This is a genomic window from Chryseobacterium sp. Leaf180 (genome assembly GCF_001424585.1).
GTDB lineage: Bacteria > Bacteroidota > Bacteroidia > Flavobacteriales > Weeksellaceae > Chryseobacterium.
The window spans coordinates 323,428-346,764 of the sequence record NZ_LMPJ01000001.1 but is presented as its reverse complement, the minus strand read 5'-3'; the positions used below and the strand labels follow the sequence as shown (position 1 = coordinate 346,764).

The window sequence follows — 23,337 nt, the reverse complement described above, 5'->3', positions numbered from 1 at the left end:
AAAAAACCGGAACATTTCTGCTCCGGTTGGTCTGAATTTAACCTGAATTATTTTGGCTGTTTTGCTGCAAGTTCAGTTTCCTTTCCCTGCATTTCTTTCATTTTCGCCTGATTTTTTGTGATGCTGTAAATTTCCTTTAAAGTCGTTACCGCATTAATATCAGTCGGCATTTCCTGATACCACTTTTCAGCATAAGGCAAAGCTTTGTTGAAACGTTCTTTTCTCGCTTCAATCATTGTTGTCGCTTTATCAGGATCAGTTTTTCTCAACGCATTGATATCTTTCACCGTTTTTTCTTCGTCGCCTAGAACGGTATAAACAATATTCTGATATGCATTAGAATTCTTAGGATTTAGCTGGATTGCTTTCTGGAAAGATGTTATTGCCTGATCTGCCATCGCAGGATCTTTTGACTGCATCACACCAAGATTGTACCAGCTCTCAGCATTATTGGGGTTTTTAGTCACCTCTTCCTTCAGACTTGCCATGAACTTTTCATTATTGCCCGCCTGATAATATGCAGTACCCAAATAACTTTTCAATTTAGCATTGTTTGGATATTTTGCCAAACCTTTTTCTATCAAGGCTACGGCTTCGTCGTTTTTCTTTGCATTCAGATATAAAGTCGCAAGTGTCTCATACAAATCCGGCTCAATACTTGGTGTCTGCTCAGATTTAAAATCGGTGTAATCTTTCGACTTGCCTTTCATCAAATCCCATGTAGCCTTATCCAAAGGTGTAACTTCTCCTGTTTTTACATTTTTTGCAGTGTAATTGGTTTGAACTCCTGTATAACCAGAATTAATCAATTCGCTGTAAATTTTTACTGCTTCATCTACGTTATTCGACAGAGCATAATTTAAACCTGCGTAATAAAGATAGATTTTATCATCCTGCCCGCTGGTTTTTAATAAATTATAAACCTCCATAAATTTTGGAGCCGCTGAAGTGTAATTTTTTGCGTTGTAAGCATCCATAGCATCCTTATTTGCTGCCTGAAGCTTTGCATTTACATCATCTTTCTGTGCGAAAATGAATGTAGATGCCATCAATGATATACCTAAAATAAGCTTTTTCATAAATGTAATTTTAAAATTTAATTATCGTTTTCTTCTTGTTCTTCATTATCTGATGAATTTTCGGCTGAACTATCATTCTGTTCGCTTTCATCTGTACTTTCCTGAGGAATTACTGCTATCTCCGTATCGCCTAAAATTTCTTCCTCATCAACCACATCTTTATCCATCTCCACTTTAGCTATTGCTGCGATCTCATCACTTTTCTTCAGATTGATCATTTTTACACCCTGCGTATTTCTTCCCATCACGCGCATCTCATTCATATTCATACGAATGGCCACGCCGGATTTGTTGATGATCATCAGACCATCTTCATCTGTGACATTCTGAATCGCAATCAAATGTCCTGTTTTTTCGGTTATATTTAAAGTAATAACACCTTTACCGCCACGGTTTGTTTCACGGTAATCAAGAACAGCTGTTCGTTTTCCGTATCCCTTTTCTGAAACTACCAAAACCGTATCATTCTCAAGATCATTTACAACGATCATTCCAATCGCTTCATCATCATCTTCCATGCTGATTCCACGAACACCGATCGAACCTCTGCCCACTTCTCTTACTTTTTCTTCCGGAAAACGGATACATTTTCCGTTCTTGGTAGCGATCATGATTTGTGAAGTTCCGTTGGTAAGATAAGCACCTAAAAGCTGGTCATTATCACGAATTTCGATGGCATTTACACCATTTACACGAGGTCTTGAATAAGCTTCAAGAGATGTTTTTTTGATGGTTCCGTTTTTGGTCACCATCACGACGCTCATCTGATTAACGTAATCAACATCTTTTAAATTATTCGTTCTGATATACGCTTTAATCTTATCATCCGGCTCGATATTGATCAGATTCTGTACGGCTCTTCCCTTTGCCGTTTTAGATCCTTCAGGAATTTCAAATACCCGCAGCCAATAACATTTTCCTTTCTCGGTAAAGAAAAGCATATACTGGTGATTGGTTGCAGAAACAATATATTCCAGGAAGTCTGAATCTCTCGTAGTCGCAGCTTTATTTCCAACGCCACCTCTGCTTTGAATTTTATATTCTGAGAGCAACGTTCTTTTCACATAACCTGCGTGAGAAATCGTAAGTACAACCGCCTCGTTCGGGATGATGTCTTCAATAGACATTTCACCTCCAGAATAATCAATTTCTGTACGTCTTTCGTCGCCGTATTTTTCTTTTATCTCTGCTAATTCTTCTTTAATAATCAGGAATCTTCTCGGCTCATTGGCCAAAATATCTTCGAGATTATTAATTTCTTTCATAATGGCATCGTACTCCTCGCGGATTTTATCGAGCTCCATTCCGGTAAGTCTCGCCAAACGGAGATCTAAGATCGCCTGAGCCTGAATATCTGAAAGTTCAAATTCCTGAATCAAACCTTCTTTTGCAGCCTGCGGATTGGCGCTGTGACGGATAATAGAAATCGCTTTGTCGAGAGAATCCTGAGTGCCGATCACTTTCATGAAACCTTCTAAAATATGCGCTCTCTCACGGGCTTTTTTCAGCTCGTATTCTGTACGACGCACGATCACTACATGTCTGTGCTCTACAAAGTGATGTATAATATCTTTCAGATTCAGCTGCTCTGGTCTTCCGTGTACCAATGCAATATTATTGACACTGAAAGAAGTCTGGAGTGAAGTATATTTATATAAAAGATTAAGGACAACATTAGGAATTGCATCATTTTTCAGCTCGTAAACGATTCGCATTCCGTTTCTGTCAGACTCATCGCGGATCTCGTAGATTCCCGGAATTTTTTCGTCCTTTACTAGTTCAGCAGTTCTGGCAATCATCTCCGCCTTGTTAACCTGATACGGAATCTCCGTTACGATGATCGCATTTCTGTTGTGTACTTCTTCGAAATTAACTTTTGCACGCAAAACCACGCGGCCACGGCCTGTATGAAAAGCATCGCGTACACCGTCGTATCCGTAAATAATTCCACCTGTAGGAAAATCGGGGGCAATGATGTGTTGCATCAATTCATCGATGGTAATTTCGCGGTTATCAATATACGCAGTGATGGCATCAATGGCTTCAGAAAGATTGTGGGGAGCCATATTTGTTGCCATACCGACGGCAATACCAGAAGTACCGTTTACCAATAGATTCGGAACTTTAGTTGGCATCACCGTTGGCTCCGTTAAACTGTCGTCGAAGTTATTCTGAAAATCAACCGTTTCCTTATCTAGATCAGCGAGAATTTCGTCTGATATTTTCTTTAATCTGGCTTCGGTATAACGCATGGCTGCAGGCGGATCACCGTCCATAGAACCGAAATTCCCCTGCCCGTCTACCTGTGGATAACGTAAACTCCAGGTTTGGGCCATTCTTACCATCGCATCGTACACAGAAGAATCTCCGTGAGGGTGATATTTACCCAAAACATCTCCAACGATTCTTGCCGATTTCAGATACTTTCTGTTAGAAAAAACGCCCAGACCGTACATACCGTAAAGTACGCGCCTGTGTACGGGTTTCAGGCCATCTCGCACGTCTGGTAAAGCTCTGGAAACAATTACCGACATCGAGTAATCGATGTAAGACGATTTCATTTCATCAACGATGTTGATGGGAATCAGTCTTTCTCCTTCTTTTTGCATATAAATTTTTATTGTAATGATTTTCAGCTTTTTAAATAAATCGCCGAAAACATTCTATTTTCAATAATTAATAACGGGCTAATTTACGAAATTTTTGCCGAATTTTGTGCAAATAGAGAATCCTAAAAATTCATAAAATAATAATAAAAATGAGCGCACTAAGCATAACATTTCACTTTACAGAAGCCAAAATACACGAGTGGAATAATAATCTGCTTCATTCTCTTGAAAGCCTTATTAAAGACAGCCTACATATTAAAAATTTTATGATTTCTGAAGTACACACCGAGTATCTGAATGAAGGGAAAAACTACAATGTTCTGCTTTTCTTTGCCGATCTTTCTGACAGAGAAAACTTCATGAGTGGGAAACTCGCGTCGCTGGATCAGGAAATTGAGCAGCAGTTTGGAAATGAAATTATGCTTTTTGTAACGCCACTCAACAAAATCAGCTCAAGTTTCAAATAGAAAAAACTCAGAAAAATCTGAGTTTTTTGTTTATTATCTTGGTGGCCTTGGTGGCGCAGGTCTTCCGGCAGCTCCCGGCGGCATAGGTCTTTTTGGTGGTCTTGGCGGTACACACGACGCCAAAAATGCGGAAACTAAGACAAGCGCAATGCCTTTTTTAATCAATTTCATACAAGTTTTTTTAAATTTTAATAATTCAAGAGCAACAATCCTAATGCCATTGAGTTCCTGGAAAAAATTATAATCTAAAAATTTAAATAATATTAGGACTTCGTCTTTCGAGCATTACCAAATCTTTCCATTCGCCGTGCAGTTTACCAACCTTTTCTCTTATACCAACCTGCCGAAATCCGTTTTTTAAATGAAATTTTACAGATGATTCATTTTCCGGAAAAATATTGGACTGCAACGTCCAGAAACCATGATTTTCGCTGTCAGCAATCAATTTTTTCATCAGCATATTTCCGAGGCCTTTATTTAAAAACTGTTTATCAAGATAGATGCTTACTTCGGCAACGCCGCTGAAACATTCTCTTTTGCTGACAGGTTTTAATGCGCACCAGCCAATTACATTATTGTTTCCATCTTCCAAAACCCAGCGGCAGTCATTTATAAAAGATGTTTCCCAGACTTCTTTTGGCGGTAGAATGGTATCGAAAGTCGCGATTCCGCTGTCTATTCCCTGCTGAAAAATTTCCAGAACACGAGTTTCGTCTTCTGGCCGCATTTCCCGGATTTCGTAATTCATTTTTAATGATATTTTCTTTTATTTTTTCTTTTAATTCTCGAATATTGGGTCTGTCCGCTGTCATGATCCTGAGAAACCACGCTGATATTTCCATCTACTTCCAAAATGGCTAATTTTACATCTTTGCAGGTTTCCAAACCGTGCTCACGTACTGATTCATCGAGTTCATCGGTACTAATTTTCACACGGTTCAGTGCAGCATGATCAACAACACCGTCTTTCACAAGAATCACCGGATCTTCTTCCATAAATTTGCCAAACCGCTTGTATCGAAACATAAACCTTTTGAGTGTAAAATTGGCCACGAAAAGTACGAGCGCTGCTACAATTCCGCCCTCGAGAGAAGTATTTTGTCCAACCATTGCATTCTGCACTGCATTTGAAATCAGCAGCAACAAAACAACATCGCCTGCATTGAGCTGTGAAAGCTGATTTTTGCCGAAAAGCCGTATCGCAACAATCATAAATAGATAAACGCAGACCGACCGCAAAACAACATCTAAAATAGCATTCACAAGCTCGAAATTAATGATCAAAAGTAATTAAATAATGGCAACAAAAAAACTGCTTTTGCAAGCAGTTTCTGTATAAATATGGCTAAAAGCATTTACCTGTCGGTAATCGCAACAGTTACAGGCATCACGTACGATGAAGCCAGCAAATTGCTGCTGAGTTTTTCTTTGTCTAATCTATACTGTAAATGAGAAAGTACGTTTTCAATTTCTTTGCTCACCACCTTGCAGTCGCCTTTTGAGCGCACATTCACGATTTTACCTTTTTCTGATATATCGAATTTTACTTCAGAATTAATAATTCCAGGTGTATAATCTGAATTGGTAAAATCAAAATTATCAATTAAAAGATTTCTGATCTCTGTGAAAGCATCCTTTTTATTTAACTGAACTTCGGGAATCACATTGCTCTGTGAAGTCTGTGCATTTACATTTCCGAAAAAGGCCGCTGCGGCAAAAAGAAATAAAGAAGCGGATAAGATTTGTATTCTGTGTTTCATAACATTTGATTTTTAAGTATTTACGCTGTGTAAATGTTTCTAAATCAAATATACGAATTTACTTCATACAAAGTTCATATTCAGTTAACATTTGGTTAACATTAAAATATATCTTATTGATTTATAATATATTAAATTTCATTAACAGTAGTTCTAAAAGTATATATTTATCTAAAAGGAGAACTTTTATAAATCTTTTCCCGAAAATTTTTGCAAAAAAAAGAATCTGCTTTTACAGATTCTATACTTTCGTTTACATCTCTTTTTTCAGATACTTTCCTGTCAGAGATTTTTTAGATTTAATAATTTCCTCAGGTGTTCCTTTGGCGATGATTTCTCCACCATGTTTTCCGCCTTCCGGACCGACGTCGATGATGTGGTCAGCAAGTTTTATGACATCCATATTGTGCTCAATAATAATGAATGAATTACCCAGTTCAACCAGTTTATTTATTGCATCCATTAAGACTTTTACGTCTTCAAAGTGCAGTCCAGTTGTAGGTTCATCGAGAATATAGAGTGTATTTCCGGTTTGCCTTTTTGCCAGTTCGGTAGCGAGTTTTATACGCTGCGCTTCACCGCCAGAAAGCGTAGTCGACTGCTGTCCCATCGTGATATAACCCAATCCAACATCCTGTAAAGTTTTCACACGTGAAAAAATCTTCGGAATCGGCTGGAAGAAATCCACAGCTTCATCAATCGTCATTTCCAAAACATCAGAAATCGATTTTCCTTTATAGCGAACTTCCAGCGTTTCTCTGTTGAATCGTTTTCCGTTGCATGTTTCGCAGTGAACATAAACGTCTGGTAAAAAATTCATTTCTATCACTTTTAAACCGCCACCTTGGCATGTTTCGCATCGTCCTCCCTTTACATTAAAAGAAAATCTTCCAGGTTTGTAACCGCGAATTTTACTTTCTGGTAATTCTGAAAACAGATTTCTGATGTCGGTAAACATTCCCGTATAAGTCGCGGGATTTGAACGCGGCGTTCTTCCGATCGGCGTTTGATCAACATCCACGATTTTATCAATATGCTCCAGACCTTCAATTTTTTTGAAAGGCAAAGGTTCCTGCACCGCGCGGTAAAAATGTTTATTGAGAATCGGATATAATGTTCCGTTGATGAGTGAAGATTTCCCGCTTCCTGAAATTCCGGTCACCACGACGAGTTTTCCCAGCGGAATATCCAGCGTGACATTTTTAAGATTATTTCCTGTCGCGCCTTTCAGGATAATATTTTTTCCGTTTCCTTTTCTACGCTCGGCCGGAATTTCAATTTTTCTTTTTCCGTTAATATAATCTGCGGTAATGGTGTCAGCTTTCAGAAGATCTTTCGGTTTTCCCTGCCACAGAATCTCTCCGCCAAATTTTCCCGCGCGCGGACCGATGTCCAAAACCTCGTCGGCCTCCATGATCATATCTTTGTCATGCTCTACCACCAGCACAGAATTTCCGATGTCGCGAAGATTCTTTAATGATTTTATCAGTCTTTCGTTGTCTCTTTGGTGCAAACCGATACTTGGTTCATCAAGAATATAAAGAACATTCACCAACTGAGAACCAATCTGAGTGGCGAGACGAATTCGCTGCGATTCTCCACCCGAAAGTGTTTTTGAACTTCTGCTTAAACTTAAATATTCTAAACCGACATCCAATAAAAACTGAAGTCTGGTTTCGATTTCCTTTAAAATTTCGTGTGCAATAATTGCTTTTTTCTCTGAAAATGTACCGCGAACTTCAACAAGCCATTCTTTAAAATCTGAAAGGCTCAGGCCGTTTACTTCAGCAATGTTTTTTCCGTCGATTTTAAAACTCAAACTTCCAGGCTGAAGACGTGCACCTTTACAATCGGGACAGGTTTCTTCCGTCGTAAAATGTCTTTCCAGAAGAACACTTTCATAAGAATCTTTGTCTTCAATAATTTCTTCCATGAAAGGAATTAAACCGTCGAAACTTATTTTTATTTTCTTTGAAATTCCGGCGTATTTCAGGTCTTTATTAAATTCTTTATTGCAGCCGTTGTACATATAATCGAGCGCTTCTGCCGGCACATCTTTCATCGGTGTTGCCAGGCCAAGCCCGAAAATCTCCAAAATATTTTTGATCTGTGTAAGAATCCATTTATTTGATTTCAGATCTTCCAAAGGCAGCAAACCACCTTGGTTAATCGACAGTTTCGGGTTTTCAACAAAATAATCGGTGTTGATTTTTTTAATGGTTCCTAAACCTTTACAGCTGGGGCAACTTCCCTTTGGTGAGTTGAATGAAAACGTATTTGGTTCCGGAAGCGCCAACGAGTGTCCGGTTTCGGCATCCATCAAATTTTTGGAGAAATATTCAATTTCAGTTCCGCCGAGTTGCTGAATTCCGATTGTACCCTCGCCCATTTCCATGGCGGTTTTCAAAGATTTTTCCATGCGGTTTTCTGAGGCAGATTCTCCGATGATCCAGCGGTCGATAACGATGTCGATATCGTGGGTTTTGTATCGGTCGAGTTTCAGATCGTATTCGATATCCGTCAGCTCGCCGTCTATTCTCGCCTGTCCGTAACCTTTTTTCGCCATCTGCACAAAAAGCTCATGATAATGACCTTTTCTTGATCTGATAACCGGCGCAGTAAGCATTATTTTTTCGCCGCCGTAATTTTTTTTGATCGCTTCTAAAATCTGCTCTTCTGTGTAGCTGACCAGTTTTCGTCCGGTCGTAAGTGAATACGCATCACTCACGCGCGCAAAAAGAAGCCGCAGATAATCGTATAATTCGGTAACTGTTCCTACAGTTGAACGCGGATTTTTGTTTGTAGTTTTCTGCTCAATGGCAATTACTGGTGACAGACCCTCAATTTTATCAACATCGGGACGCTCAAGTCCGCCAAGAAACTGACGCGCATACGCAGAAAAAGTTTCGATATAGCGGCGCTGGCCTTCAGCAAAAATAGTATCGAATGCGAGGGATGATTTTCCGCTTCCGGAAAGTCCGGTGATGACAACGAGCTCGTTGCGCGGAATTTTGACATTAATATCTTTCAGGTTGTGCTCGCGGGCACCGTAAACTTCTATATATTCTGTGGATTTACTCATATTTTAAAGCAATTCTATGACGAAATTGCATTCTGTAAAAATACGGAATTTTCTTAAATTTTACCTGATCTGATAGCCCCGATTGCAACGGCATCCTTTTTCTTGCATTGAGAAAGCTAAGGAAGAAAAAGATACAGTGGAAAGCGGGAATTGCTCCTAAAAAAATTATGCAGATTTTTTTCTGTTGATAAAATAATACACGGGAAGTCCCAGCAATACGATAATGAAGCCCGGCCATGTGTACTGTTGTTTGTAGATGAGCAGCAAAATACAGAATGCGGCACCGATGACCAAATAAATAATTGGCGTAACAGGATAAAGCCAGGTTTTGTATGGTCTTTCGAGTTTTGGCTGTTTGATGCGCAGATAAATGACGCCGAAAACAGTAATCATGTAAAACAATACGATGACGAATGAAATCATATCAAGCAGATTGCCGTACTGCCCGCTCAGGCAAAGCAGTGAGGCCCAGATTCCCTGCATCCAAAGTGCGTTGGAAGGAACACTGTTTTTGTTATTTTCACTTGCAGATTTGAAGAACAAACCGTCTTTTGCCATCGTCTGGAAAACGCGCGCACCGGCGAGGATGAGACCATTATTGCAGCCAAATGTGGAAACCATGACGAGAACGGCGATAATTACAGTTCCGGCATTCCCGAAAATATTCTGTGAAGCGGCGACTGCTACCCGATCGTTTGCAGCAAAAGCGATAGCATCTCTGTCAATAGCATTAAGGTAGACAAAATTGACTGCGATGTATATAATCATCACAGCAGAAGTGCCAAGAATCATTGATTTTACAACGTTTTTTTTTGGATTTTCAATTTCACCGGATACGAAGGTTACACTTTCCCAGGCGACTGAACTGAAAACTGACCCGACCATTGCCGCAGCGATTCCGCCCAAGAGTGTCATGCCGCCGATAGGTTCCCAACCTGTTTTTAAAAGATTTCCTGCAGAATCTTTATCTAAATTATTAAAAGCTTCCTGACCGAAACTAAAATTTTCTGCCAGATGAGAAACATCAACTAAAATAAAACCTGCCGCGATCAATCCAAGCAACGCAAGAATTTTTGAACCCGTAAAAAGGTTCTGTAATAACTTCCCGCTTTCTACGCCACGCGTATTTATATAAGTCAGCAAAAGAATGATAATAATCGCGAGCATCTGAATCCACGTGATCTGAAATTCTCCGCTTTGAAAAATAGGTTCGGCATTATTTAACGAAGGAACCAAATACGCTGTAAATTTTCCAAAAGCCATGGCAACTGCGGCAATTGTCCCGGTTTGAATGACGGTGAACAATCCCCAACCGTAGAGAAAACCCATTTTTTTACCGAAAATTTCAGTGAGATAGGTGTATTGTCCGCCTGCTTTTGGGAAGAGCGCTGAAAGTTCGCCATAACTGATCGCGGCAGAAACAGTCATAATTCCTGTGATGATCCAAACAACAATCATCCAATAACCGGAGCCAAGATTCCGCATCATGTCTGCGCTCACGATAAAAATTCCGCTGCCGATCATTGAGCCCATTACGAGCATGGTCGCATCCCAAAGTTTTAGTTTTTTCTGCATATTCAGTTATTGCTTTCAAATATAGAAAATAATGCAGAGTAATCGTATTTAAAGATGATTCTTGCGAAGTTTTTATGATCATTTTGCCATTCCGAATAAATGTTTAATTTTGATAAAAATTATTTCAAATGAATTTTAAAGCATTCTTTTTCACTGCCGCTCTGGCAACTGCAAGTTTAATTTCTGCGCAGGAAGGTAAAAAAATGGGTCCTCCGGAAGGAAATGCGCTGGTTGGCGACACATACGGAGCTGTTGTAACAACGCCGGAATCAAAGGCAATCTCTGTAGAGAAGCTTTCAAAAAAATTAAAGAAAGACAATAAAAAAGTGGAGAACGTGGCCATCACCGGAAAAGTGACCGATGTTTGCGACAAAAAAGGTTGCTGGCTAACAATAGAAACCGAAGATCAGTCTAAATTTTTCGTGAAAATGAAAGATTATGGGTTTTTTGTTCCGACTGCTCTGAAAGGTAAAAATGTAGTTTTGGAAGGAACTGCCGAGCGAAAAGTGATTTCTGTAGATGAACAGAAACATTACGCAGAAGATGCTAAGAAATCTGCTCAGGAAATTGCAGCGATCACCAAACCACAGGAAGAAATACGATTTTTTGCCGATGGTATAAAAGTGGTAAAATAGTTTTAATTGTTATAACGGAAAGCGAAACGAGAGTTTCGCTTTTTTTTATTCTATTTTAAATGAGACTGGTTGGTCGAGCTTCGGATATTTGGTTTCACAAATAAATTTTTTTCCTATACAGTCTATTTCCTCCCATCCTTTTTTATTTTTCACATTGCCGACTTCGACAACGAAAGGGATAAATGAAATTTCCTCGTCGCCCGGTTTTATTTCTTCTTTAAACTGAACCGCGATATCCAACACGCAGTGATGATTTGTGTTGAGTTTTACATTCCTATATATAATGTCATAGTGTGTTTCTCTATTTTCCGGAATTTCAAAATACTTTTCCCACCCTTCTGTGCTGGTATTTAAATCTGCAATTGCTTTTAATGCATAGTAGAATGCAATTGTATAAAACTTGCGAGTTTCTCTTCTTAAATAATCGTTTTCAAAATGTCCACCTTCAAACAGTATCGTCGGCAAACCTTCCCTGATAAAATTGTCGCCCGTAGCATTAGGATAAAATTCATCGGTGTATCGTGCGATACGATTTGGCAGAATATCTTTCATGTTATCAAAAACAGAAGAAATCACCGCCATACTTTGTTTGCGGTTATCTGTAACCGATCTTTCAACACTTTCAGACGGTGCAAGGAAAGATAGAGTAGCGGGGTGGGTGCCGTCTGTCGTGAAAATAGTCCGCTGCTCATGAAGATTTAGTGCATAATGATAATTGTTTTCCTTTACCATTTTTTTTAGAAATTTCAACTCTGCGCCAGCTTCTGCATGGAAATCCCTGTTTAAATCTAAATACTGAGCATTCAAACGTGTCCATTTTTCAGAACCGTCAGGATTTAGCATAAAAATAAAATCAAGGGTAATTTTTTGACTTAGATCTTTTGATAATTCTGGATAGCGTTTCGACGTATGGAGAAAATCGAGCATTGCGTGTGTCGCGTTCGATTCATTACCATGCATTTGTGACCAAGCTATAATCTTAGTGTTTCCCATTCCCAATTTAAATCGATAAATAGGTTGTCCCAAAAAAGATTTCCCTATTTCTAAAAGTTGGTCAGCAAATTCCGCTTCTAAATATTCAAAAAGCTCCACCGGCCAAATATATCGGTTTTCAAATACAGGATTATGTGTATACAAATGTTCCATCATCTATTTCATCAAATTATAGTTTACAAAAATACTCCAAAACACTTACAATTTAACTGTTTACAAAAGTAAATCTATCAAACAACTTACAATGACGTTTTGTCTGTTGAAAAAATTGTGGATTGCATATAATTTAATTAAATATATCTAAATAACTATAATTGAGCAATATATATAATTTATATAAAGTAGTTAATTAAATTTAGTTTAAGTAAATATTTTAAAGAATTGTCTATCTATGAGCATTTACTATAAACAAATTTTGAAAGAGAAATATAGATCACTGTGTTATTTTTTTGAGAAAATGACGTCAATTTATCTTTATTAGAAATATAACGCCATTATATTCGTATAAAGGTGATGTATAGAATAGATTACAAATGTAATAGAACTAATAATTTTTAAAATTAATTACTATATGTTTATAATAATATGTTTAGCAATATGTTACTAGTACAGATACATTTGTAATTGACATTATTCTAGTATTTTTACAATTGTGTATTGTTATAATGTGGAGATTAATTACATTTGTTCATTATGAATATCAACGAGAGAATTACAAAAGTAATCCAGTATTCGACATTCACATCTTCGGAATTTGCTGATGAGATTGATGTACAGCGCTCGTCTGTTTCACATATTACATCAGGGCGAAATAAACCGTCGTTAGAATTTATTACAAAAATAAAATCTCGGTTTCCCGAGATTGAATGGGATTGGTTAATTACAGGAATTGGTGAAATGCTGATAACTAAGAAGTTGTCTGCTGATGAAATTACTGAAGAAGTTCAAAAGCCTACATCACTACCCGATCTCTTTAGTATTATCAATGAAGAAATTGAGCACGAAATTCCTACAATCGCTGAGAGTGTTTCTGAAAATCGTCCTGAGGAAAAAAAAGAAATCAAGAAAGAAAATATGGGAATCTCAGAAGCTACACAAATTGAAAATATTGTCGGGGCAAAATCCAATATCAAAAGAATTGTTATCTTTTATAACGACGGAAAATTTGAAAGTTTTGAACCATAAAAAATGTTTCACAGATTATTCATAGTTTTCTCGGACTGATATTTGATTTTATTAAATTATCAAATGGATCTGTCGTGAGAATTATACTATCATACACTCCTAATAAAAAAATCCCAAAAGTTTAAAACTTTTGGGATTTACCATTAAATGATTTAAAACTATTTTTTAAGCAGTTTAGTCATTTTTGTGACTTCACTATTCTTAATGAGCAGATAATAATTACCTGAAGGAAGATCGCTCACATTGTATCTATCAGCAGGCTTCATACTTCGGACTAACTTTCCGGAAACATCCATAATCTCAACCGTGCTAATCTTTAAATTTTCGACATTACTGATCTGGAAGTAATCTTGTACCGGATTCGGATAAACCTGTACTCTATTATCATACTGTTGCACTTCACCAGTTGATAAGTTGGATGTATACGTAATTATAAAAGGCATATCCATATTAACGGGCGAAGCGCCCGACGTTCCCAGGTCAACCAAAGGTATCCATGTTCCTGCTACCGCATCATTTTGTTTAGCATTAAATGCGGCTAATCCTCTGCTTCCCGGTATGGTAACTGCAGGTAAAAAGCCCGCATTTGCCTGGACAACATTTTGAAGTTGATATTTAATCCAATATGTTCCTGAAGTCAATGTTACCGGTGTCGAAGCCGTAGTTTTCCAAATTCTTCTGGTTGTACCTGGAACATTGGCAGTAGTAGGCACCTGACTGTTAAAAATTCTGTACATTAAAGCATCAACGCTGGCACTGAATCTGTTCGTTGTGTCATTTCCAAAAACGCTTGTCGCACCGGAAACTGATGGATCTGAACTAAAAATATTTACGCGAACCGTAGTAAAAGGTGAAGTTGTTCCTGTATATCCGGTTTGATAGGAAAAAAAATCAATTGAGGTAATCTGCCAGGTTTGACCTGCCGGTACGACAAAATTATCAGCTAAAAAAAAATTAGCTGTTGCTGAACTGCTCATGCCACCATATCCTGCATTCGTATTAGATTCAGCCGTATTTCCAGTATCATTTTGAAGTTCAGACCAGGTGTAACCTGAAGGCGCGACAGTACCGACTTTTGCCGTCGTCCCGGTACTTAATCCACCGTTATTGTACGTTTGGGCGGCTGCTACTAAAGATAAGGTAACAGCTGCAGTAAGTAAAAGTTTTTTCATAATATTGATGTATTGATTAGATAATAAATATACGCAATTTTATTATATCAAATACCAAAACCGAAAAAACCTTGTTGATCGAATAATTTTTAAGTAAAAAGATCTGACTATGATTTAGTCAGATCTCTTTTTTTAGATTTATTTATTTTTCCGACGGTCCAGTTCTTTCTGAATCAATCTTAATTCCCGCCCGGTTTGTCCTGCGACCGAAGTATTTTCACGAGCTCTCCTGGTAAGGTACGGAACAACATCTTTTACGGGTCCATAAGGAAGATATTTCGTGGCATTGTAGCCTTTGTCGCTCAGATAAAATGTTATATTATCACTCATACCATACAACTGGCCAAAAAATACGTGTTCAGAATTGTTCTCTAAAGATCTCTGCTTCATTTTATCCATCACGAGTTCAGAAGAAATCTCATTGTGTGTTCCGAAATATCCACTGACAATATTAAGATGATTCATAATGAAATCAATACCTGCATTGTAATTATTATCAGTCGCATCTTTTGTTGGCTGAATAGGATCTGCATAACCTTTCGCAGAAGCGCGCGCACGCTCTTTTTCCATATACGCTCCACGCACGATTTTATAACCGATAAAATATCCCTTTTCTTTTGCACGGGCAGCATGAGCTTCCATATATTCCAATCTTCCTGTTCTGTACATTTGAATGGTATTCCAAACGATAGGTTTTTCACGGTTGTATTTTTCCATCATCGTTTCGCAAAGATGATCTGCTGCATCCTGCATCCAGGTTTCTTCGGCGTCAATCATTACTTTTTTGTCATGATCAAAACACATTTTGCAAACGTCTTCAAATCTTTGCACTACCCTTTTCCATTCTTCTTTTTGGCTTGTCGTCAACTCGCTGCCCTTTCCTACCGCTTCATACAAATCGATTCGTCCAAAAGCTGTAGGTTTAAAAACAATAAAAGGAAGCGCCGGATTTCCAACAGAAAACTGCACAATATCCTGAATTTCGTGGCAAACTGCATCAAACGTAGCTTCATCTTCTTTGCCTTCAATTGAATAATCAAAAATACTTCCTACGCCTCTTTTGTAAAGCTGTGTGACAACTTTTAGGCTTTCTTCACGTGTTTCGCCACCCACAAACTGTTCAAAAAGTGTTTTTTTGACTATGGTATTGACAAACGGAAAATTGTTATGAACAGAAAAATTAAGAACAGACGTTCCAATATTTGTAAGGGCGGGCTGTTCAATCATTTTAAACATCCAAAACGCTTTCTTCAGCTGCGCATCGGTTTTGTCGGCAAATGCGACTTTTGTATCATTAAAAATGGACATTTTCAGTAATAAATTTAAAGTGTAAAGTTACAATTTAGAACGCTTTTCGGGAGTATTTATTTTCTATAAATTTCCTTCAATTCCGCTGAGAAGCATAGAGATAATTCCGACAAAAATCCAGAGTCTTAAAATATTTAAAACCGCAAATTTCGAGTTTCTAGTATATTTGAAAATAAAATAAATACTCAGCAATAGCATCGCGATTCCTATAACAAAATAGTAAAACATCACGCCGGAAATTTCAGTTTTTAAAATAATTCTTACCGAGATTAAAATTGTTAAAACTATAATCGTTATTAAAATCGACTGAGATTTTGCTGCATTTAAAGTATTTGGAATTGTATTGTAGCCAAAGGTTTTGTCTATTTTTCGGGTGAGCGTGTCTTTTGTGATATCAATTGCCAGCAGATTTAAGAAAAGAAAAACAGCAAGCAAAAAAATTTTTTCGGAAAAAGTCTGATAATAAACCAGCATGCCAAAAAACGGATAAAGCGTAAGACTGACAAACGTGAGATTATTAATGATGAAAATACGGCTCAGTTTATGGCTGTAAAACCACATGATAAACTGATAAATCAGAAAGAATATTATTACGCGATAGGAAATTAAACTCGCAATTCCCAAGCTTAAAATAGTTAGTGCAAGATATGCGTAGAGATAATATTTTTGTTTAATGAACCGCTGAAACCGGGTGCGGAAGGGTTTTACAAGATGATCTTTTTCAAAATCATAGAAATGATTGATGATGCCACCCGCAAAAATAGTGAGAATGGTGCATAAAATAATACCGTGAACTTTAAAATCGAAAACGAAATTTCTTAAGTTTTCCTCTTTGTTAAAAAGAAAAAAAGTAGATACGTATAATGCAAAAACAAGAAGAATGGCAACGAAAAAGCGCGCTCCCAATAAAAAACCTATCAGCTGAAAAATCCTGTAAAAGAAAGATTTCGGCGCAGTTTTGTTCTCACCAAAAGTTTCTTTGTCAGGAAATTCGATCATAAAATTTAGAAACGGTAAATGACTTCTTTGTGAAAACCTTTGAGCATTTCCTCTGCTTTGTCGTAATCTTTTGTAAAGCCCAGAATGTAGCCTCCGCCTCCGCTTCCGCAAAGTTTCAGATAATAAGCATTAGAATCGAGACCTTTTTTCCAGACATTAAAAATACTTTCCGGAATCATCGGACGGAAATGTTCGAATGCCCAGTTTGAAAGTTTTTTCAGATTTTTGAAAAACGGATTCATATCCTTTTTTAAGAAGGCTTCAATACAAGCATTATTGTAACGGATAAATTCTTCTTTTAAAGTTTTTCTAAAACCCTCAGTCTTCATTTTTTCGAAAAAAATCTGCACCATCGGTCCTGTTTCTCCCGTCATTCCGGAATCTATCAAAAAGATCGCCCCTTTTCCGGCAACACTTATAGGAATTGAAACTTTATCTACGCTTTCACGGTTTTCAATCAAAATTGGTAGATTCATGTAGCAGATCAAAGGATCAATACCTGAACTTTTTCCGTGAAAATAACTTTCCATGCTCCCAAAAACTGATCTGAGATTTTTTAATTCATCTTTAGAAATGGTTTCAGGATTTCTTTTTGATACCGAATATTTTTCAAATATTGCTGCAACCAATGCGCCGGAACTTCCTACGCCATAACCTTGCGGTATATTACTGTCGAAAAATAAACCTTCAGAAATATCCATCTTAAAAGCGTTAACATCAATTTTGAAACCTTCAGGAAGTTGTAAATTTTTAAGATAATCGGAATAATTAATCAGATGCTGATTGGATTTTTTCTCAAAATCAGAAACAAGATCAGAGAATTTTAAGGTTCCTTTATAGAAACTGTACGGCAACGTCAAACCCTGAGAATCCTCAATGATTCCATATTCGCCAAACAGCAAAATTTTAGCATAAAATAAAGGATTCGTCATTTGTGATGTATTGTGTTCTGCAAAGATAAACTATTCGCATCAACATTAGCAAATGCTGCGCCTAAGCATGATTTAAATCAAATTTTTGTGCGTAAAAAACGAATTAAAATCGCTCCTATTGTGAAAAAACCAGACATTGCGATAAATGCGTACTGCATATTACCGAATTTCTGAATGAAAATACTGAATATCACCATACCGCAAATGATCGCGAGTTTCTCTAAAACATCATAAAAACTGAAGAACGTCGTATTCTCCATCGAGTTTTCAGGTAAAAGTTTTGAGTAGGTTGATCTTGACATTGCCTGCAGACCGCCCATTACCAAACCAATCATCGCCGCCAAACCATAGAACAATTCTTGAATATATGGATTTTCTTTATTAAGCAGAAACGCACACAAACAGCATCCTATCCAGATTACAACAGCAATCGTAATAACATTTCTGTTACCAATTTTTTTTGATAATCTCGAAAAAATAAATGCACCGACGACCGCAATCAGCTGAATAATTAAAATTGTAACTATTAATTTATATTTTTCATCACTTTTAGGGAAAACGACTGTGCTACCAAAAGGTGTTGCCATCAGGAAAATCGTCTGCATGCCTACACTGTAAAAGAAAAAACTTGACAGGAAAAATTTAAGACTGCGGTCAGCAAAAAGTTTCTTACCCACGCTGAAAAGTTCTCTGAAACTTTCCTTTAAAATATCTGTATAAAAACTGATGTTATCTTTTAAAACTTCAAAAAAACCACCTTGCTCTTCGTGAGGTTTAAAGATATTTTTATAATTTAAAAGGACAAGATCTTTCGGTAATTTATCTTTCACATCGCCGAATTGAGGTAAATGTTTAAATGTATATTGCGAGAAACCAAACCACCAGGCACCTGTGAGAAGGAAACTGATTCTTATGTAAATATTCTGCTGATATGCGCCTTTTGCCACAACCTGCACCAAAATCAGACAGATAATTAACAGAACAACTGATCCTAAATAACCGTAGATAAATCCTTTTGCAGAGAGCGCATCCTGTTTATCAGGAGTCGCAATATCAGGCAAAAACGAATTGTAAAAAACCAAACTTCCCCAGAAACCGACACTCGCCGTAATGCTGAAAAGAAGCCCGAGGAAAACATTGTTCATTCCTGTAAACATCGCCAATCCCATACATGAAGTTGCGCCAAGATAGCAGAAAAACTGCAGAAATGATTTTTTGTTTCCTATGGTATCAGCCAGAGATGATAAAAACGGAGAAAGCAAAACGACAAGAAAAAATGAAATCGCATACGATGCACTAAGAATAGCATCCGGCTCGTAGGTTTCGCCAAAAATTCTGATTAAATGCCGTACCGGAATTTCCTGCACTTCCCCCGCAGAAGCCACGTACTCCTTTTTATTAAAAGCAGTTGTGAGAATCGTATAATAAATCGGGAAAATCGCTGAAGTGATAACCAGAGAATATACAGAATTTGCCCAGTCGTAAACGGCCCAGGCTTTCATGATTTTCGGATTATTTTTTATGATCGCTGGCTGTGGTGTTTCGGTTTGAGACATTCTTAAAGCTATTAGTTGCACAAAAATAGAAAAACCATTAAGATTAAACTAAAAAAAGTATAATTCTTAATGGTTTTGAAATGTATTGATAGAAAGCTTCTTTACTGATTTAAAAATTCTTTAAACTTTTTGAATTTAAAAATTTTATAAATGATAAACAGGATTGCCAAAATCTGCAGAAAACTTCCAAGAGTAAAAACTATATTGGCGTTCACTGTTCCAAAGGTGATGTGAGTGATTTTCAGCCAAGCACCAAAAATATCAATCACGAAACCTGCAAGAAAAAGAATCAATCCGTATTTTGCTTTCATATTTTAATTACTGCATGTTTTCAATTACAATCGCCGAAGCACCGCCACCGCCATTGCAGATCGCTGCAGCACCGTATTTGGCATTATTTTGTTTTAAAACATTAATCAAAGTCACGATAATTCTCGATCCTGAACTTCCCAGCGGATGACCAAGCGCCACTGCTCCACCATTCACATTCACTTTTGAAGAATCTAAACCTAAAATTTTATTATTTGCCAGACCTACGACAGAAAAAGCTTCGTTAAATTCGAAGAAATCGATATCAGAAGTCTGCAAACCTGCTTTTTTCAAAGCTATTGGAAGTGCTTTTGACGGCGCTGTTGTAAAGTTTTCAGGCTCCTGAGCAGCATCTGCATAAGAAATAATTTTCGCTAAAGGTTTTAAACCCAATTCTTCCATTTTTTCTTTTGAAACCAAAATCAAAGCAGAAGCACCGTCATTTAACGTTGAAGCATTCGCCGCAGTTACAGTTCCTTGCTCTTTTTTAAATACTGTCGGAAGCGTAGGAATTTTATCAAATTTCACCGCTTTATATTCTTCATCTTCACCAAAAACTACAGGCTCGCCCTTTCTCTGAGGAATATTTACCGGAACTACTTCGTCAGCAAATTTACCGTCGCTCCAAGCTTTTGCAGATCTTTCGTATGACTGAATTGCGAATGCATCCTGATCTTCTCGGGAAAAATCGTAAGCTACAGCACACTTTTCTGCGCAAACTCCCATATGAACTTTATTGTAAACGTCTGTCAAACCGTCGAGAATCATTCCGTCCTGCATTTTTACGTCACCCAATTTAGCCGCATTTCTTGCATTGTAATAATGCGGAACCATCGACATGTTTTCCATTCCGCCTGCGACAATGATGTCTGCATCACCAGCCTTGATTGCCTGTGCAGCCATGCTCACCGCCTTCATTCCGGAAGCGCAGACTTTATTTATCGTTGTCGCTGGAGTCTCGTTTGAAAGTCCGGCAGCGATAGCCACCTGTCTTGCAGGCGCCTGACCTTCGCCAGCCTGCAAAACATTTCCCATGTAGATTTCCTCAACCTTATTTGGGTCTAAATTTATTTTTTCTAATGCTCCTTTGACTGCTGCTGCTCCAAGCTGTGTTGCGGGAACCGTTGCCAGACTTCCCATAAAACTGCCGATTGGCGTACGTACTGCGGAGACAATGAATACTTCTTTCATATCAATTAACTATTATTTTTATCTTAAATTCTAAATTTTATTCTGTTTTCTGAAGCACAAAATCTTCAGATTTATTATAGAGATCAGTTTTTACCCGAATGAGGTCGTGATCGGTTTCTATAATACTGTATCTAACAACATCGCCGATCCTCAACATATTTTTGCTGTCCGATTTAGATGTGACAGTCGCTGTAAAATGACAGTCATCCTCAAATTTCAGCTTGTATTTTATATACGTTTTGCTGTTATTTAAATATTCTTTCAGCAAATCTTTAGAGATCAGCATATTCCAAACTCTACCCGGAATATCCTGCTTTACAAATTTACCTTCTTTTATTTTATAGCACTTCGGTGGATTGTCAGGTAAGAGAAAACCTTCCTGCGCATTAATACCAACGTAGAAAATCAAACAATAAAATGTAAAAAGTTTTCTAATCATTTCTTAAAACTGGCTATTAATAAAATAATGGTGCCTGCAAATTCGACAATCCATCCCCACTGGAATTTCACCGTTCCCGCCATAGCTTTCGTCCAGGATTTAGAAGGAAGAAAACTGAAATAACTGCTCGTCTGGTATTTCACGGCAGCCATGGTAAACAGGAAAAAAAAGATGAGTACAAATCCAAGAGATTTTACAAGCGCAGAATGATCTCCAAAAATACCATAAACAGCCACCAGACAAAGCATCCAGCAGAAAACTGCGAGATAATTATTGAGTTTCCAGTAATTCCAGTTACCGATTACAGGCACATGTACCAGCGGCAGAAAACTTCCGAGAAGCACAATGGCTATACCTAAAAGCTGAAGATCTTTCATAATTCTTAAAGTACCAAATTACAAAAAAAAACACACTTAGTATCAGTATGTTTCATTCGAAATAATAATCATTGAAATATCAATAATTATTAATACCGTGTTGTATTCACTGTAAATTATTAAATTAAATCGCAATTGTTTTAAAAAATAAAAATAAATAATCGAAAATTATAATATCAATTACAAACCAAATTAATAACGTACAAAATAGAATTTTGAAAAACTGAATCACAAGTATTGTTATACATAACCAGATATGCTGTAGATTATTGATAATTTTTAAAAAAAAATTGCATGCTTTGGTGCGATGCAATTTTAAATGAGTTTAAAATATTTTAATGAGTGACTGTTACGATTTTCTTTGGATCATGTTTGTGTTTGAAAAAGATAGCGAAAAGAACCGTAATCACCAAAGCATATAAAGCAAAATACAGCCAGATCTCGTGCCACATTTTGTTTCCGGAAGCATCGGTAAAATATTGTGAAATCATCCATCCGCTTACCGAACTTCCTAAGATGGCTCCAAAACCGTTTGTCATCATCATGAAAACGCCTTGAGCGGATGAACGTATCTTATTGTCTGTAGTTGTTTCCACAAAAAGTGATCCTGAAATATTGAAGAAATCGAAAGCCATTCCGTAAATAATATTTGAGAAGATAATCAAAATCAACCCTAAACCTTCAGGAGCTCCAAAAGAGAAAAATCCGAACCGGAGAACCCAGGCAAACATGCTGATGAGCATTACATTTTTGATTCCGTAACGGCGTAAAAAGAAGGGAATGGCAAGAATAAATAAGGTTTCAGAAATCTGGGAAATGGAAATAATCATCGTAGAATACTGCACCACCGCAGAATCTTTATACTGCGCAAAGTTTCCAAAATCTTTTAAAAAAGCGTCTCCGTACATATTGGTCAACTGAAGTGCCGCTCCCAAGAACATAGAAAAAACGAAAAATAAAGCCATTTTCTTTTCCGCGAAGAGTTTGAAAGCATCCAAACCAAGCTTCTGAACCAAAGTTGCATCTTTGCTGATCAATCTTGGCGGCGGACATTTAGGCAAAAAGAAAGAATAAATACCGAGGAAAATAGCTACAGCTCCAGCCAGATAAAACTGGTTAGCATTAACCGAATTTCCAAAAATACCGGCGATTTGCCGGCCTACTTTTTCACCAAATTCTGAAAAAGTCTGTTCATCACTGAAAATATTGGTACACCACATGGCGACGATAAAACCAATCGTTCCCCAAACTCTGATCGGCGGAAAAACTTTCACAACATCATATTTGCTGTCATTCAAAAGTTTATACGAAATCGAGTTTGAAAGTGATAAAGTCGGCATGTAAAAACACATTCCAACCAGTAAAATCCAGAAAAAATCGGTCGGGTCGTTGGTTTTAGCCAATAAAAAAAGGCTGATTCCGTATAGAATATGAAGGCTTCCGTAGAGTTTTTCGGCATTGATCCACTTATCAGCAATGATTCCCATCAGAGCTGGCATAAAGATCGAAGCCAATCCTAATGTGGAAAATACAGCACCAAACTCGGCACCACTCCACTGTTTATAGGCAAAACCGTACGTTCCTAATGTTGTAAGCCAAGCTCCCCAAACAAAAAACTGGAGAAAACTGAGCAGTGTAAGGCGAAGTTTTAAATTCATCAAATATCAGT

The 23,337-nt window shown here is 37.4% G+C and carries 22 protein-coding genes; 3 read left to right on the top strand and 19 right to left on the bottom strand.

Annotated elements, in window-relative coordinates; translation table 11 throughout:
* Positions 1–47 precede the first annotated feature (47 nt).
* Together ASG01_RS01505 and gyrA are read right to left on the bottom strand one after the other, a co-directional pair.
* On the bottom strand, positions 48–1,079 hold the full coding sequence (locus ASG01_RS01505; protein WP_055858899.1) for a tetratricopeptide repeat protein: 1,032 nt from the start codon (positions 1,077–1,079) through the stop codon (positions 48–50).
* Positions 1,080–1,096: 17 nt separating this feature from the next.
* Positions 1,097–3,688: a DNA gyrase subunit A gene (gyrA, locus tag ASG01_RS01500; protein WP_055858896.1), complete on the bottom strand. Its 2,592-nt coding sequence runs from the start codon at positions 3,686–3,688 to the stop codon at positions 1,097–1,099.
* Between the two features lie 149 nt (positions 3,689–3,837).
* On the opposite strand from gyrA, the gene ASG01_RS01495 reads away from it, so the two are divergent.
* Positions 3,838–4,155: a DUF4286 family protein gene (locus ASG01_RS01495; RefSeq protein ID WP_055858893.1), complete on the top strand. Its 318-nt coding sequence runs from the start codon at positions 3,838–3,840 to the stop codon at positions 4,153–4,155.
* A 33-nt stretch (positions 4,156–4,188) separates the two neighbouring features.
* On the opposite strand, the gene ASG01_RS15950 is transcribed toward ASG01_RS01495, so the two are convergent.
* From ASG01_RS15950 to ASG01_RS01470, 6 genes are all read right to left on the bottom strand, one after another.
* Positions 4,189–4,326 (bottom strand): hypothetical protein, encoded by a 138-nt coding sequence (locus tag ASG01_RS15950; protein ID WP_157844170.1) that lies wholly within the window; start codon positions 4,324–4,326, stop codon positions 4,189–4,191.
* Positions 4,327–4,408: 82 nt separating this feature from the next.
* Positions 4,409–4,903 carry a GNAT family N-acetyltransferase gene (locus ASG01_RS01490; RefSeq protein ID WP_055858891.1) on the bottom strand — a complete coding sequence of 165 codons (495 nt, stop codon included), beginning with the start codon at positions 4,901–4,903 and terminating at the stop codon, positions 4,409–4,411.
* Positions 4,904–4,905: 2 nt separating this feature from the next.
* On the bottom strand, positions 4,906–5,418 hold the full coding sequence (locus tag ASG01_RS01485) for a DUF421 domain-containing protein (protein WP_055862024.1): 513 nt from the start codon (positions 5,416–5,418) through the stop codon (positions 4,906–4,908).
* Between the two features lie 92 nt (positions 5,419–5,510).
* Entirely contained in the window at positions 5,511–5,915 is a 405-nt protein-coding gene (locus ASG01_RS01480) for a hypothetical protein (RefSeq protein WP_055858888.1), read from the bottom strand.
* Between the two features lie 253 nt (positions 5,916–6,168).
* Positions 6,169–8,997, bottom strand: a complete 2,829-nt coding sequence (gene uvrA, locus ASG01_RS01475) for an excinuclease ABC subunit UvrA (RefSeq protein WP_055858884.1) — start codon at positions 8,995–8,997, stop codon at positions 6,169–6,171.
* A gap of 165 nt (positions 8,998–9,162) precedes the next feature.
* Complete coding sequence (locus ASG01_RS01470; protein WP_055858881.1) at positions 9,163–10,572, bottom strand: APC family permease; 1,410 nt, start codon at positions 10,570–10,572, stop codon at positions 9,163–9,165.
* 128 nt (positions 10,573–10,700) lie between these two features.
* Here ASG01_RS01470 and ASG01_RS01465 point away from each other — a divergent pair, with 128 nt between their 5' ends.
* Entirely contained in the window at positions 10,701–11,207 is a 507-nt protein-coding gene (locus ASG01_RS01465; protein WP_082498273.1) for a DUF4920 domain-containing protein, read from the top strand.
* Between the two features lie 45 nt (positions 11,208–11,252).
* Here the strand turns inward: ASG01_RS01465 and ASG01_RS01460 are convergent, their stop codons facing one another.
* Positions 11,253–12,353 (bottom strand): M14 family zinc carboxypeptidase, encoded by a 1,101-nt coding sequence (locus tag ASG01_RS01460; RefSeq protein ID WP_055862019.1) that lies wholly within the window; start codon positions 12,351–12,353, stop codon positions 11,253–11,255.
* A gap of 540 nt (positions 12,354–12,893) precedes the next feature.
* Between ASG01_RS01460 and ASG01_RS01455 the strand changes: the two genes are divergently transcribed.
* Entirely contained in the window at positions 12,894–13,385 is a 492-nt protein-coding gene (locus ASG01_RS01455) for a helix-turn-helix domain-containing protein (protein WP_055858878.1), read from the top strand.
* 158 nt (positions 13,386–13,543) lie between these two features.
* On the opposite strand, the gene ASG01_RS01450 is transcribed toward ASG01_RS01455, so the two are convergent.
* From ASG01_RS01450 to ASG01_RS01405, 10 genes are all read right to left on the bottom strand, one after another.
* Positions 13,544–14,557 carry a T9SS type A sorting domain-containing protein gene (locus ASG01_RS01450; protein WP_055858875.1) on the bottom strand — a complete coding sequence of 338 codons (1,014 nt, stop codon included), beginning with the start codon at positions 14,555–14,557 and terminating at the stop codon, positions 13,544–13,546.
* Positions 14,558–14,695: 138 nt separating this feature from the next.
* Positions 14,696–15,865, bottom strand: coding sequence for a proline dehydrogenase family protein (locus tag ASG01_RS01445; RefSeq protein ID WP_055858869.1), 1,170 nt, complete (start codon positions 15,863–15,865; stop codon positions 14,696–14,698).
* A gap of 63 nt (positions 15,866–15,928) precedes the next feature.
* Positions 15,929–16,864, bottom strand: a complete 936-nt coding sequence (locus tag ASG01_RS01440) for a UbiA family prenyltransferase (RefSeq protein ID WP_055858867.1) — start codon at positions 16,862–16,864, stop codon at positions 15,929–15,931.
* 5 nt (positions 16,865–16,869) lie between these two features.
* Positions 16,870–17,796: a mevalonate kinase gene (locus ASG01_RS01435; protein ID WP_055858865.1), complete on the bottom strand. Its 927-nt coding sequence runs from the start codon at positions 17,794–17,796 to the stop codon at positions 16,870–16,872.
* A gap of 77 nt (positions 17,797–17,873) precedes the next feature.
* A complete protein-coding gene (locus ASG01_RS01430) occupies positions 17,874–19,352 on the bottom strand; it encodes an MFS transporter (protein WP_055858863.1) in 1,479 nt (492 codons plus the stop codon).
* Positions 19,353–19,453: 101 nt separating this feature from the next.
* Positions 19,454–19,663 carry a hypothetical protein gene (locus tag ASG01_RS01425; protein WP_055858860.1) on the bottom strand — a complete coding sequence of 70 codons (210 nt, stop codon included), beginning with the start codon at positions 19,661–19,663 and terminating at the stop codon, positions 19,454–19,456.
* Positions 19,664–19,670: 7 nt separating this feature from the next.
* Positions 19,671–20,852, bottom strand: a complete 1,182-nt coding sequence (locus tag ASG01_RS01420) for an acetyl-CoA C-acyltransferase (RefSeq protein WP_055858858.1) — start codon at positions 20,850–20,852, stop codon at positions 19,671–19,673.
* A gap of 37 nt (positions 20,853–20,889) precedes the next feature.
* On the bottom strand, positions 20,890–21,291 hold the full coding sequence (locus ASG01_RS01415; protein WP_055858855.1) for a hypothetical protein: 402 nt from the start codon (positions 21,289–21,291) through the stop codon (positions 20,890–20,892).
* Positions 21,288–21,668, bottom strand: a complete 381-nt coding sequence (locus ASG01_RS01410) for a hypothetical protein (protein WP_055858850.1) — start codon at positions 21,666–21,668, stop codon at positions 21,288–21,290. The genes ASG01_RS01415 and ASG01_RS01410 overlap by 4 nt, the downstream gene beginning before the upstream one ends.
* Positions 21,669–22,003: 335 nt before the next feature.
* Positions 22,004–23,326, bottom strand: coding sequence for a nucleoside permease (locus ASG01_RS01405; RefSeq protein ID WP_055858847.1), 1,323 nt, complete (start codon positions 23,324–23,326; stop codon positions 22,004–22,006).
* Positions 23,327–23,337 lie beyond the last annotated feature (11 nt).